The 13,062-nt window shown below is 40.5% G+C and carries 14 protein-coding genes; all 14 read left to right on the top strand.

Annotation, left to right across the window (positions count from 1 at the left end):
• The first annotated feature begins 6 nt into the window (after nucleotides 1–6).
• The 14 genes from cybH to HMPREF1477_RS02975 all read left to right on the top strand — a co-directional run bounded on the left by cybH (nucleotide 7) and on the right by HMPREF1477_RS02975 (nucleotide 12,912).
• Nucleotides 7–813 carry a Ni/Fe-hydrogenase, b-type cytochrome subunit gene (gene cybH, locus HMPREF1477_RS03040; RefSeq protein ID WP_005382643.1) on the top strand — a complete coding sequence of 269 codons (807 nt, stop codon included), beginning with the start codon at nucleotides 7–9 and terminating at the stop codon, nucleotides 811–813.
• Nucleotides 806–1,381 (top strand): HyaD/HybD family hydrogenase maturation endopeptidase, encoded by a 576-nt coding sequence (locus tag HMPREF1477_RS03035; protein ID WP_016475779.1) that lies wholly within the window; start codon nucleotides 806–808, stop codon nucleotides 1,379–1,381. The genes cybH and HMPREF1477_RS03035 overlap by 8 nt, the downstream gene beginning before the upstream one ends.
• Before the next feature lie 58 nt (nucleotides 1,382–1,439).
• On the top strand, nucleotides 1,440–1,817 hold the full coding sequence (locus HMPREF1477_RS03030; RefSeq protein WP_005376242.1) for a hydrogenase expression/formation C-terminal domain-containing protein: 378 nt from the start codon (nucleotides 1,440–1,442) through the stop codon (nucleotides 1,815–1,817).
• A gap of 247 nt (nucleotides 1,818–2,064) precedes the next feature.
• Nucleotides 2,065–3,075: a glycosyltransferase family 2 protein gene (locus HMPREF1477_RS03025; protein WP_005376014.1), complete on the top strand. Its 1,011-nt coding sequence runs from the start codon at nucleotides 2,065–2,067 to the stop codon at nucleotides 3,073–3,075.
• An 83-nt stretch (nucleotides 3,076–3,158) separates the two neighbouring features.
• The gene (locus tag HMPREF1477_RS03020; RefSeq protein ID WP_016475778.1) at nucleotides 3,159–3,953 is read left to right on the top strand and encodes an NlpC/P60 family protein; all 795 of its coding nucleotides are present in this window, start codon (nucleotides 3,159–3,161) and stop codon (nucleotides 3,951–3,953) included.
• A gap of 243 nt (nucleotides 3,954–4,196) precedes the next feature.
• A complete protein-coding gene (gene alaS / locus HMPREF1477_RS03015; protein WP_016475777.1) occupies nucleotides 4,197–6,815 on the top strand; it encodes an alanine--tRNA ligase in 2,619 nt (872 codons plus the stop codon).
• Between the two features lie 98 nt (nucleotides 6,816–6,913).
• Nucleotides 6,914–7,174 carry an IreB family regulatory phosphoprotein gene (locus HMPREF1477_RS03010; RefSeq protein WP_005376219.1) on the top strand — a complete coding sequence of 87 codons (261 nt, stop codon included), beginning with the start codon at nucleotides 6,914–6,916 and terminating at the stop codon, nucleotides 7,172–7,174.
• Entirely contained in the window at nucleotides 7,174–7,596 is a 423-nt protein-coding gene (gene ruvX, locus HMPREF1477_RS03005) for a Holliday junction resolvase RuvX (RefSeq protein WP_005376043.1), read from the top strand. The genes HMPREF1477_RS03010 and ruvX overlap by 1 nt, the downstream gene beginning before the upstream one ends.
• A gap of 66 nt (nucleotides 7,597–7,662) precedes the next feature.
• Nucleotides 7,663–7,953, top strand: coding sequence for a DUF1292 domain-containing protein (locus tag HMPREF1477_RS03000; protein ID WP_016475776.1), 291 nt, complete (start codon nucleotides 7,663–7,665; stop codon nucleotides 7,951–7,953).
• Between the two features lie 194 nt (nucleotides 7,954–8,147).
• Complete coding sequence (mltG, locus tag HMPREF1477_RS02995) at nucleotides 8,148–9,560, top strand: endolytic transglycosylase MltG (protein WP_016475775.1); 1,413 nt, start codon at nucleotides 8,148–8,150, stop codon at nucleotides 9,558–9,560.
• A gap of 120 nt (nucleotides 9,561–9,680) precedes the next feature.
• The gene (locus HMPREF1477_RS02990; protein WP_005382665.1) at nucleotides 9,681–10,286 is read left to right on the top strand and encodes an O-methyltransferase; all 606 of its coding nucleotides are present in this window, start codon (nucleotides 9,681–9,683) and stop codon (nucleotides 10,284–10,286) included.
• Nucleotides 10,286–11,527, top strand: coding sequence for a U32 family peptidase (locus tag HMPREF1477_RS02985; protein ID WP_016475774.1), 1,242 nt, complete (start codon nucleotides 10,286–10,288; stop codon nucleotides 11,525–11,527). Before HMPREF1477_RS02990 ends, HMPREF1477_RS02985 begins: the two co-directional genes overlap by 1 nt.
• Before the next feature lies 1 nt (nucleotide 11,528).
• Nucleotides 11,529–11,873 carry a DUF4911 domain-containing protein gene (locus HMPREF1477_RS02980; protein ID WP_016475773.1) on the top strand — a complete coding sequence of 115 codons (345 nt, stop codon included), beginning with the start codon at nucleotides 11,529–11,531 and terminating at the stop codon, nucleotides 11,871–11,873.
• Between the two features lie 46 nt (nucleotides 11,874–11,919).
• Nucleotides 11,920–12,912 (top strand): hypothetical protein, encoded by a 993-nt coding sequence (locus tag HMPREF1477_RS02975; RefSeq protein ID WP_016475772.1) that lies wholly within the window; start codon nucleotides 11,920–11,922, stop codon nucleotides 12,910–12,912.
• Nucleotides 12,913–13,062 lie beyond the last annotated feature (150 nt).

Below are 13,062 nucleotides of genomic sequence, written 5' to 3'. Positions count from 1 at the left end.
GGGCTTATGTTAATACATACTGACAAAAAAGCGTATGTCGTATTTAGTTTATGGCTACGCATATTCCACTGGACAATGGTGCTTTCTGTAACAGCTTTATTCTGGACTGGCCTTTATATTGGTGATCCAGGTTTTGCAGCTATTACAGGTCATCCGGAACCAACTTTCGCTATTGATGGCTGGTTCTCTATGGAGACGATGCGTCGTATCCATTTCATTGCGGGTGTTATTTTGACATTCTCCTTTATATTCCGATTTGCTGGTGCACTTTGGAATCGCGGAGATAGATTGTTGCCTAAATTCCGTCAAAAACGGTATTGGTATGGCCTTCGCGAAACAACATTGCACTATTTGATGATTCCACAAAAGCATGAACATCACTGGTTACGTAACTCCTTGGCGAGAACGGCATATATGATGGTGTACATCATGTTCTTCTTTGAAATCATCACAGGTTTTTCAATGTATGCTATGATTGATCCTAATGGTATTATAGGAACTCTTTTTGCACCGATTATTACGCTATTTGGTGGTGAATATAAAGTTCATATTATCCATCACTATATTGCATGGGGCTTCTTATTCTTTACCATTATTCATGTGTACATGGCATTCCGAGAAGATGTTATGGAAGAATCTGGCGAAGTATCCGCTATGGTTTCCGGCATGAAATATTATGCCCATGATCCTATCGATATTGAAGACCTTAACGGTAAACGCCGTCGTGGTGAACGTATCGATAAACCATCTGGTACTACATATCGTCCAAGCAATCCTGACGATCCACGAGAAAAGGAATTACAAGATGACTAATATAACCACTGAAGAACAATTTGGTGGCATAGAATACGCGGGCTCTGAGAGCCCGCGTATTGATTTACATGCCATTTATGATGATTATGAGAACTCTATTGTCGTTCTAGGGGTAGGTAATATTTTGCTTACTGATGAGGGCCTTGGAGTTCATGTTGTAGAAGATTTGAAAGCCAATTATACTTTCACCCCTCAGATAAGCTTGATTGATGGCGGAACGATGGGTATGGAATTATTGACCTACATGCGAGGCATGAAGAAAATCCTCTTGATTGACGCCGTTAATGGTGGCGAAGCACCTGGCACAATCTATGAGTTCCCACATCGCGAATTAGAACAGTATTTTACGGACCATATTTCTGTTCATGAAGTAGGCATGCAAGATATATTGCGCATTCGTGCCATTCAAGAAAATCCATTGGAAGATGCTATTGTTATAGGTGTTGAACCGGAGTCCTTAGACGTAGGATTTGAACCTAGCGCGCCTGTACAAAAGGCATTACCTGAGGTAAAAGAACGCGTTCTACGTGTTCTTCGCGAATGGGGCGTACACATCGAACCTAAATAAACTGATATGTTTATAGATAAATAAGAATAGATTGATAGGATGAGAAAGGAGGGACACTATGATTGAAAATTACAATAATGTACGTGCCGTTCTAAATGAGTTGCGTCAAGCTCTAAAGCAGTTACGTGAAACTGGTGCAACCTATTCCATATATATTGAGAAGACAGGCCTTGCTGAAGAAGAGCAAGTAGAGGTGCTAGAAACTTTGGGGCGTGGACATATTACGATTACCTTCAATGAAACAGATCAACCTGTAGAATGGTATGAATCTCAATTTTCTGGCATTTGGGTTGGTACCTATAAAAATGGTCGTGATGACTCAATCCTACATACGGTAGAGGTAGCTCGTTATCCTGAAGTAGTAGGTGCTTTTGATGAAGATATGGTGACAGCAGAAGAAGATCTTACGACATGGATTGATGCTGCGGGGCTATAAAACAAATAGTTTAATGCCTATATATATGATATGCGTAAAAGTGTATAAATATAACGTTTTAATAAATGAATAGCTCATTAATAAGTGTTTAAGATAAGACTATAATATGAAGAGAATGAACCTTAAAATCCTGAAAAGTAGCATAGCTATGGGGATTATGAGGTTCATCTTCTTTATTGTCAACCTTTTAAATTTGCCTATATTGACGATTTAACGCTAAAATATAGAAGTAATCGACGGAGGATATATGTTAGTTTCAATTGTTGTACCTGTATATAATGAAGAAGAAAATATAGCTATTTTTTACAATGCCGTAACAAAAGTTATGACAGGTCTACCATATGAATATGAACTTATCTATGTCGATGATGGATCTACGGACTCGTCTGTTGTCGTTTTGCGCGAGATTGCAAAACTTGATACGCGAGTTAAGGTTGTGTTATTGGCACGGAACTTTGGTCATCAGACTGCGTTGACATGTGGTCTTGATTATGCCAAAGGTGATGCGGTAATCACTATGGATGGTGATATGCAACATCCGCCGGCTTTGATTCCAGAACTGATACGTTTGTGGGAGGCTGGTTACGATGTGGTACGTACCATACGCGACTCTACGGAGGATGCCAGCTGGGCAAAATCCTTCACTTCTAAATATTATTATAAACTGATGAATAAAATGGCAGATGTTCCCATCGTAGAAGGGGGATCTGATTTTCGTTTAATGAATCGTAAGTCGCTAGAAACTTTGAAACATTTCCGTGAACACGGACGTTTCTTGCGTGGCATCGTTGGTGCGCTTGGCTATCGCCAAGCAGAACTTCACTTCGTTGCGCCCCCTCGCTTTGCAGGGGTTTCGAAATTCAGTGTGCGCAAAATGATTCGCTTTGCTCTTGATGGGGTTACTGCGTTTTCTCGCGTGCCATTGCGTGCGGCTTTGTATGTAGGTGTCCTATGTGGGGGCTTGAGTTTTCTCTTAATACTACATTTGCTCTACGTGTACTTAACGGGTCAAGCATTAAACGGGTGGACCACCTTGGGCGTGTCCATATTATTTATTGGTGGTATCCAATTAGTCGGACTTGGTATCATCGGCGAATACGTAGGACGCGTATTCGAAGAGGTAAAACAACGTCCATTATATTGGGTGAAAGCTGCTATAAATTTTGATGGTGAAAATCCAGAAATAGCTTATGAACCATCAAAAGCTGATATATTTATAGCCAATCAAGTACCTGGCCCTGAAGAAGATAAAGACTAGCTGTATTTGTTGGATGCAAATAGAGAGACGGTTAGTATATTTTGAATAAGTAAACTCACTTTGAAGTTTTAGGAAGGCAGAATATGAAGTCAAAATATAGTAAGAGTAAAATTGCGGCATTAACATTAACATTTGTATGTGCTACCACTGCGATGGCAAGCGCTACAACATTACAATATGGTGATAAAGGTAGAAACGTAATTGCTGTACAACAACAATTAATTAAACACGGTTATAATGCAACCGATAAAAATGGTGTGTATGGTAAGGAAACAAAATGGGCTGTACGCCTATTCCAACAAGATCGTGGTTTACCTGTAGATGGTATTATTGGACCAGCAACGTACAATGCATTGATGGGTGCTCCTCGTACAACTAAGGCAGTATTATCCAATAATGCAGCTACAAAAGCAGTGGCAACAAAATCTGCTTTCACAAATCAAAATGCTCAATCTAGACGTCTTGCAGGCCAAAACGTTAAGTTGAATAATTTGAAAAAGGTACAAACGCCAAACAATATTCATGCTATTTTGGCAGAAGCCGATAAATACCGCGGTGTTCCGTATGTATTTGGCGGTACTACACCAAGTGGTTTTGACTGCTCTGGTTATGTTAAATATGTATTTGCAAAACAAGGTATTGCGCTGCCTCGTTTAGCGGATGAACAATACAATGTAGGTGTTGAAGTTTCTCGCGCGAACTTAAAGGCAGGGGATTTGGTGTTCTTTGAAACCTATGAACCAGGTCCATCTCATTCCGGTATTTATATTGGCAATGGTAAATTTATCAGTGCTACATCTAGCCGTGGCGTAGCCGTAGCAGACCTTGATACTGGTTATTGGGGTGAACGCTATATTGGCGCGAAACGCGTTATATAATATATGGTTTCTCCATGTAGAACCATTGGTGAACTATATATGAGCCATAAAAAGGGGCTATACGAATCAATTATGTTCTGTTGATTTGTATAACCTCTTTTTTTGTATCTCTTTTATGGCAACTAGATGGAATAGAGAATGCTAATGAAGGTTAATTATATCCGGATATATATAGGTTATAATAGATTTTCTATGGTTTTTACGTTATAATTAAGAGTAAATTATTTTAGGAGGAATATACACATGAAAGGTAATGAACTGCGTCAAGCATACTTGCAGTTTTTTGAAAGCAAAGGACATTTAAAATTAGATAGTTTTTCTCTTATCCCAGAAAACGATCCGTCTCTATTATTGATCGGGGCAGGTATGGCGCCATTAAAGCCTTTCTTTACAGGTAAATTGGTACCTCCTTGTCATCGTATTACGACAAGCCAAAAATGTATGCGTACTGGTGACCTTGAAAATGTAGGCCGCACAGCACGTCACCATACATTCTTTGAAATGCTTGGTAACTTCTCCTTTGGAGATTACTTTAAAAAAGATGCTATTCATTGGGCATGGGAATTCCTAACAGAAGTTATTAAACTCGACAAAAACAGATTATATGTCACTGTATATCCAGATGACCAAGAAGCATATGATACATGGCACAACGATTGTGGCGTAGAAGAAAGCCACATTACACGCCTTGAAGATAATTTCTGGGAAATCGGTGAAGGTCCATGTGGTCCAGATAGCGAAATCTTCTTCGACCAAGGCCCTGAACATGGTTGTGATGATCCTAACTGTGCACCTGGTTGTGACTGTGACCGTTACCTTGAAATTTGGAACCTCGTGTTCACTCAATTCAATAAAATGCCAGACGGTTCCTATGAGCCATTGCAACATAAAAACATCGATACTGGCGCCGGTCTTGAACGATTGGCTTCCGTATTGCAACATTGCAAAACAAACTTTGAAACAGATTTGATTTTCCCAATCATAGAAGCGACTGCAAAATGTGCTGGTGTTAAGTATAACGAAGACCCAAATACAGATGTATCCTTGAAGGTTATTGCTGACCATGCACGTGCTGTGACCGCATTGATTTCCGATGGTGTATTGCCATCCAACGAAGGCCGCGGTTACGTATTGCGTCGTATCTTGCGCCGTGCTGTACGTCATGGCCGTTTGCTTGGTATCGAAGGTCTATTCTTAACTCCGTTAATTGATGTAGTTGTAGATATTCTTGGCCCTGGTATCAAATCCATTGCTGAAAAACAAGACTTCGTTAAACGTGTCGTTCAAAACGAAGAAGAACGTTTCAACCAAACATTGGAACAAGGCCTTGAGTTATTGAATTCCTTAATCGATACATTGGCTGCTGAAAAAGCAACTGTAGTTCCTGGTACAGAAGTATTCAAACTATATGATACATATGGATTCCCTTGGGAATTAACAGAAGAAATCGCATCCGAACGCGGTTTCACAATCGACCATGAAGGCTTTGACGCTGCCATGAAAGAACAACGTGAACGCGCTCGTGAAGCTCGAGTAAAAGAAGATGCAAAGGTAGCTACACCAGATATTACATTCTTAAAAGACGAAGAACTTGTAGAAAATGAAGCGGAAACGGCATCCTCTGTATTGATGCTTGGTAAAGGCTCTGAACGCTTGCAAACAGCTGTTGATGGTGATGAAATCACTGTTATCGTACGCACTACACCATTCCATGCTGAAGGGGGCGGTCAATTAGGCGATACTGGCTTTATCGTTGGTCCAATGGGCAAGGTAGAGGTTCATAATACAAAACGCTTACCAGAAGGTACTGTATACCACATCGGTACTGTTGTAGAAGGTTCCATCTCCGAAGGCGATGATGTAACGCTTGAAGTAGATACAGCTCGTCGTGCAGCAATGGCTCGTAACCATACGGCAACTCACTTGTTGCATGCTGCATTAAAACGCGTGCTTGGCGAACATGTTAACCAAGCAGGTTCTTTGGTAACACCAGATTACTTGCGTTTCGACTTCACTCATTTCTCTCCTGTAACACAAGAGGAACTTGATCAAATCGAAGCCCTTGTAAATGAAGAAATCCTTAAGGCTACAGATCTTGCTATTGCTGAAATGTCTATGGAAGAAGCAAAAGCGAAAGGTGCTATGGCACTCTTTGGCGATAAATATGGCGATGTAGTTCGCGTAGTAGAGGTTCCTGGTTTCTCCGTTGAATTGTGCGGCGGTTCTCATGTAGGCAATACAGCTTTCATCAGTTCCTTCCGTTTAACATCTGAATCCGGTATCGGTTCTGGTGTACGTCGTATCGAAGCGATTACAGGTCGTGCCGCTCTTGATGCAGCAAAATATGATCGTTTGACTATTGAACGCATTGCTAGTGAATTAAAAACTAAACCTGCTCAAGTGGAAGAACGTTTGCACCAAGTATTGGCAGAGGCTAAAGAAACAGCTAAAGAATTAGACCAAATTCGCAAAGAGGTTTCTGCTGCAGGTGCTGCTGATATCGTAGCTGGTAAGGTTATGATTGGTGATGTAGCATTTGTTGCTGCATCTGTGAAAGCATCCTCTATTGATGAATTGCGTGATTTCGCTGATATGGGCCTTGATAAATTAGATGGTTCTGGCGTAGTACTCGTAGGTGCCGCTATGGGCGATGACAAGGTAAACTTTGTATGTAAAGTTTCCAAAGATGTTGTCGGTAAAGGCGTAAAAGCTGGTAATATCGTTAAAGCAGCAGCTCAAGTAGCTGGTGGTAATGGCGGTGGTCGTCCAGATATGGCACAAGCAGGCGGTAAAGAACCAGCTAAATTGATGGATGCATTAAAAGCAGCTGGCGAAGCTGTTAAGGAAGCTCTTAACGCATAATACATTCTGATGTATATCTTGCATATGCTATAATAGAAACATACAATACATATATGTGGGCCACGTACGTGGCCCATTCATACAAAGGAGGGATACCCATGAAGGTTTCAGATGAAACTATGTTATTCCGTAAAGTAGACGATGAACCGATGACTGCCGAAGAGGTATTGACTCGCGTTTATAAATCTATTCAAGAAAAAGGATACAATCCTATCAATCAAATCTTAGGTTATCTTATCTCTGGGGATCCAGCGTACATTACAAGCTATAATAATGCACGTAGTGATATTCGCCGTTTAGAACGTGATGATTTAATCGAAGAATTATTAAAAGAATACGCAAAGGCTAAACAACTATAATGAGAATTATGGCATTAGACGTAGGTAGTCGCACCATTGGCATCGCATGTAGTGATGCGCTATTGATGACTGCTCAAGGTATAGAAACGATTCGTCGTACATCCTTAGAAAATGACTTTAACCGATTGCGTGAATTGATTTCAGAATACGAAGTGCATGAACTCGTAGTGGGCATGCCGAAAAATATGAACGGCACCAAGGGTGATCGCGCTGAAAAAACGGAAGAATTCGTTGAAAAAATGAAGGCTGTCATCGACTTGCCTGTTACATTTTGGGATGAACGCTTATCTACCGTTATGGCCGAACGTCAACTCATCGCAGCTGATGTGAGTCGTAAAAAACGAAAGGGCGTCATCGATAAAATGGCTGCTGTCGTTATTTTACAAGGCTATTTAGACAGACTACAATTTAGTAAATCTTAATTCGCATAGATATCTAATGCGAATATCATACAGGTTCTTATATACATAATAAAGGAGGGAATACCCATGGTTGATCAAAATTACGAAGGTGAAATTTTCTATCTCGAATTTGAAGATGAAGATGGTAACAAACAATATTTTACAGAAGATGTAATCTTGAATTATGAAGGTCAAGAATACGCTGTACTTGTTCATGTACAAGATGAAGAACATGAAGGTCAAGATGATACATATATGATTTTGGCTCGCATCGAAACAAACGATGAAGGCGAAGAGGAATATGTTCCATTAGATGAAGATGATGAAAACTTCGAAGTATTGGTAAATATGTACGAAGCAATGGGTGAAGAAGAGTAATTTCTAAGCTCTCAAAGACTCTAGTATAACGGTTGTTATACTAGGGTCTTTTTTGTAATTGTAATCTCTTGTGTACTAATTGACTCATGGTAATTTGGTATGATAGATAATATAAAAGAAGAGATACATCGAAAGCCTTTAATATGGTATAATAAGATGATATACAATGGTTTGTAATAGAAAGGAACTCATCCATGAGAAAAGCCTTAAAATATGTTTCCGTAGGTGTTCTTAGCCTTGCTATTTTAGGTGGTGGTGCTTTAGGTGCATCCTATTTTGTACCAAATACCTTTAACGATGACGGAGGATCTCAAGTCCTCGTAATAGGTAAGGATGCAACAGGAACAGAAATTGCCGATATGCTCTATGAACATGGACTAATTCGGTCTACACAGGTGTTTAAATTATGGTTAGCTCTTAGTGGAACCGGTTCAAAACTACAATCTGGTCACTACCAAATTCCAAATAAGGTATCGGTCCATGAATTAATTAACTTATTACAAGAGGGTCACGTTGAGTCCATTAAATTAACGATTCCTGAAGGGTATACCGTAGGGGATATCGCCATTGCTCTTGAAAAAGCTCAAATTATGAAAGCTTCTGATTTCTTGGCAGAGGCGAAAACATTCGTCCCATACCCATATATGAAGGGTACTAAACCGACTACATACCCTGTAGAAGGTTTCCTTTTCCCAAGCACTTATGAAGTGCCAGTTGGTGCTACGCCAAAGGATGTCATTTTGATGATGTCTGAGCAAATGAATCGCTATTTAACACCAGCTGTTAAAAAACAAATTCAAGCACAACACATGAGTATTCATGATTTTGTAACATTGGCGTCTATCGTTGAACGGGAATCATTATATGATGCAGACCGTCCAACCATTGCTGGTGTATTTAAGAAACGACTAGCTCATGGTATTCCATTGCAATCTGATGCAACCATTTCGTATGTACTTGGTTATGCAAAGGAAAATGTAAGTATCGGTGATACACAACTACAAAGCCCTTATAATACATATGTAAGTAAAGGCTTGCCACCAGGACCGATTGCAAACCCAGGTAAAAAGGCATTAGATGCGGTACTTCATTCTGAAGATACAGATTATCTATACTTTGTAGCAGATAAAGATGGTCATAATCATTTCTCCAAAACATATGCTGAGCATTTGGCTGAGGTCGAAAAAATTTATGGTGCTGAACAAGCGAGTGCAGGCTCTTCTAATCAAGGTCAGGCTCCTGCATTGGCACAAGCTGGTCCTAACTATGACGTGGCGGCTACATCCGAACCTGATTATAACTATAGCTCTGCAGAGGCTGTAGCAGCAGATTCTCAATATGTAGATGTAGAACCAACATATACATATACACCGACAACTGTACCGGCAGCAACTCAAGTAACGCCAGCGCCAGCAGCACCGGCAGCAAGTGAACAACCGGCTACAACATCATCGCCTAGCCAAATACCGGAAAGCATGCAACAAGTAGTTCCACAGCAATCAGCACCGGTTCAATCGGCGCCAGCAGCGGAAGAACCTCGTGTGATCAGACCTAGTACACAAACGGTACCTGCTTCTGGTAATAATCGCGGTGGCGTTGATAGATAATTAGTGTATCTAGATACTATAAACTATTATATTGTATTAGCATGTCATATACGCACATACCTTGTGCGTATATGATTACTTTCATAGTCAAATATATAGCGGGAATTTATAATACATTTTATGGAATTAAATGAGATATTAAATGAGCAGCGTATTTACGCGATGATTAATAATGTACCCATCCTTCGGGAATCTGAGGTGCATTTATTTGAAGAATTGATTGGATTATACCGGCCCACCTCTGTGCTAGAGGTGGGCACCGCCATTGGTTACTCTACATTACTGATGGCACCTCTTATTGAGCGAGGCGGGAAAATCACATCTATTGAATTGGATGAGGTTCGCCATGAGATGGCGAAATACTATATAGGTCAATCCGAGTATAAGGATCAAATCACGTTGATTAAAGGTGATGCGAAGGACGTATTAACGCAAATTAAAGGTGAATATGATCTCGTATTTCTCGATGGGCCTAAGGGACAATATCTTAATCAGCTAGAGGTCATATTACCTCATGTGAAAGAAGGTGGCGTCATCCTTGCCGATAATGTTCTCTTTAGAGGCTATGTGCGTGGCGACAAAGAGGCTCCGCATCGATTCAAAACTATTGTTAAGCGATTACAAGCGTATTTAGCATATGTAGAAAATAAAGAATTATTTAACACCACCATTTACCCGATGGGAGATGGCATGAGTGTGAGTGTGTGGAAAGGACACAACAAATAATGGCAGAACATTTTATGGAATTGCTTTGTCCAGCAGGTAATATGGACAAATTAAAAATGGCTATTCGCTATGGTGCGGATGCCGTTTATTGTGCAGGTAAACGATTTGGTTTGCGTGCTGGTAACTCCAATTTTTCCGACGAAGAATTGAAGGAAGCCGTTCAATTTGTACATGAACATGGTAAAAAAATCCACGTTACATGCAATATTATTCCTCACAACGAGGACTTTGAAGGTCTTGAGGACTATTTGAAATTTCTTGAAAGTATCGGTGTCGATGCGATTATCGTTGCTGATATGGGTATCTTTAGCTTGGCTAAACGTGTAGCACCAGGGCTTGAACTTCATGTAAGTACACAAGCATCCACGACGAACTGGCATACTGTGCAAATGTGGAAGGAACTTGGTGCGGCTCGCGTTGTAGCGGCTCGCGAAGTATCTGTAGCGGATCTTAAGGAAATGAAGGAACATGTAGATATTGAAATCGAGTCTTTCGTTCATGGTTCTATGTGTATTTCCTATTCTGGCCGTTGCCTATTGTCTAACTACATGACAGGTACACGTGATGCTAACCGCGGTCAATGTTCTCAATCTTGCCGTTGGAAATACAGCATTGTAGAATCCAATCGCCCTGGTGAATATTATCCAATCGAAGAAGATGAACATGGTACATACATCTTTAACTCCAAGGATTTATGCCTCATTCATCGCATTCCTGAATTGTACGAAGCAGGCATCGACAGTCTTAAAATCGAAGGTCGCATGAAATCCGTTCACTATTGTGCAACGGTTGCTAAGGTGTACCGCACGGCTATCGACACATATTTGAAAGAACGTGAGAATTGGTACGTTCGTCCAGAATGGATTGCAGAATTGGAAAAAATCTCTCATCGTCCTTACACAGATGGCTTTGCTAATGGTCGTCCTGATGAAAGCGCCCAAAATTACGGCAAATCTACGAATACCCAAACTCATGATTTTATCGGCTTAGTGCTTGGCTATAATGATGAAGAAAAATATGTGGACCTTGAACAACGCAATAACTTTAAGGTAGGAGATAAGGTAGAATTCTGCCAACCTAAGGGTGAACTCGTAGAGGCTGTTATTGAAAAAATGACAGATGAAGATGGTAATCCTATCGATGTAGCACCTCATGCGCAAATGAAGGTTCGCTTGTATATGGATACAAAATTGGAACCATATTCCATGATGCGCCGCGAGTGCAAGGTGAAAGCAGAGTAACATGGTACATGAAAATACTGCTACTATGTCAATGCTTGATGAAACGACACCTGATGAGACGATACCGTTACGCGATAATCAAGAACCATTGATGCCGTCCCGTTCATTGTCTGGTTTTCCTGAACCACCTTCGTATAGCGGCACAGGTGAGGAAGGATATTTGTACTTTCACATAGATCCAAAACATACCAATTATGTCAATCGCATCTTAGAAGGCTATGAATACGTAGGTGTTATGACTAGCCTAGACAAGTCGGGGCGCTGCATGGTGCGGTGTACACCGGATACGCGCAGTCTAGCCAGCGAAATCCTATCGCGCTTGCCAGAGGTTACCTTAGAAATATAGTTCAATAACATCGATTAGAGAATTATCCAAATTTAGGAGAATAATAATGAAATGTAATGTATTAAAACGCGCATTAGTCTTAACAGCACTTGGTGCCTCTATGGCAACCGCTGCTTTTGCAGCGCCAAATGGTCCTGTCATGATTCCACAACCAGGTACGGTTGTTGTGATTAACCATAATCCAGATGTAACATTTGCTGGCAATATTAACTTTGATGTTGAAAGCCAAGAAAACAATAATTTGAAAATTGGTTCTACTGTTGTACCAAATGTATTATATGGTGCCGTATTCAACAAGTCCGGTGCTCCTTATACAATCGTGCCAGCACAAACCTATGTATTTACAGGTGCCAAAGAAGTGCCTGCTGCGTTGACATCTCCTAGCGATGAAGGCAAAACAGGTGCAACTTGGTCTGTAGAAACTATTAAGAAAACTAAATCTGGCGATATTCAAGTGGCTAGCCGTGGTGTACCGGAAAAACCATTGGGCGTACAAATGGAAATCATTAAAGATACTTTCACAATGGGCGCTATCGACAACAGTAAAACCGTACAAGGCCAAAACAGCAAGGGTACATTGTATATGACCGTGCCTAAGGATTTAAAGCTAAACTCTAGCAACGACATTCCTGCAGATGTTCGTGAAACAATGCCAGCTATGCTTCGTGGCCGCATGGGCGAATCCATGATGGTTAACCTATTGCCACTAAACGATGAAGAAAAACAACAACTTCGCAATAACCCGCACAATGCGAATGCTATCGTATTTAACCGCGCTATGGGAATGGCGAGCAGCATCGGCAACTCCGCTAAACAAAGCAAAGTATATACATACATGAAAGACCATTACCTCAACATAATTATTGTTGCAAAAGATTACGACGATAATGGTGCTCGTGGTAGCGGAGTCTTGATGGTATCTAAACAAGACAATTCCGATGACGTAATGTTGATCCTATTCAAGGGCCCAGACATTACAAACTCTAAAATTGAAAAAGTAATTGGATCTATGCTATCTGCGCACTTTGAACGTAAATAGATAGTTCTTGGAAATACTACAGGCCTGTACTAATTTTGAGATGCACTAATAGGGTGTATTTAGAAATAGAACAGGCCTGTACTAATTTGAGGGATACGTTAATAGAGTGTATTTAGAAATAGAACAGGCCTGTACTAATTTGAGAGACAC

It is taken from the genome of Veillonella sp. HPA0037, assembly GCF_000411535.1.
GTDB lineage: Bacteria > Bacillota > Negativicutes > Veillonellales > Veillonellaceae > Veillonella > Veillonella atypica.
The sequence above is the reverse complement of the archived record's forward strand: the minus strand, read 5'-3'. Positions and strand labels throughout refer to the sequence as shown.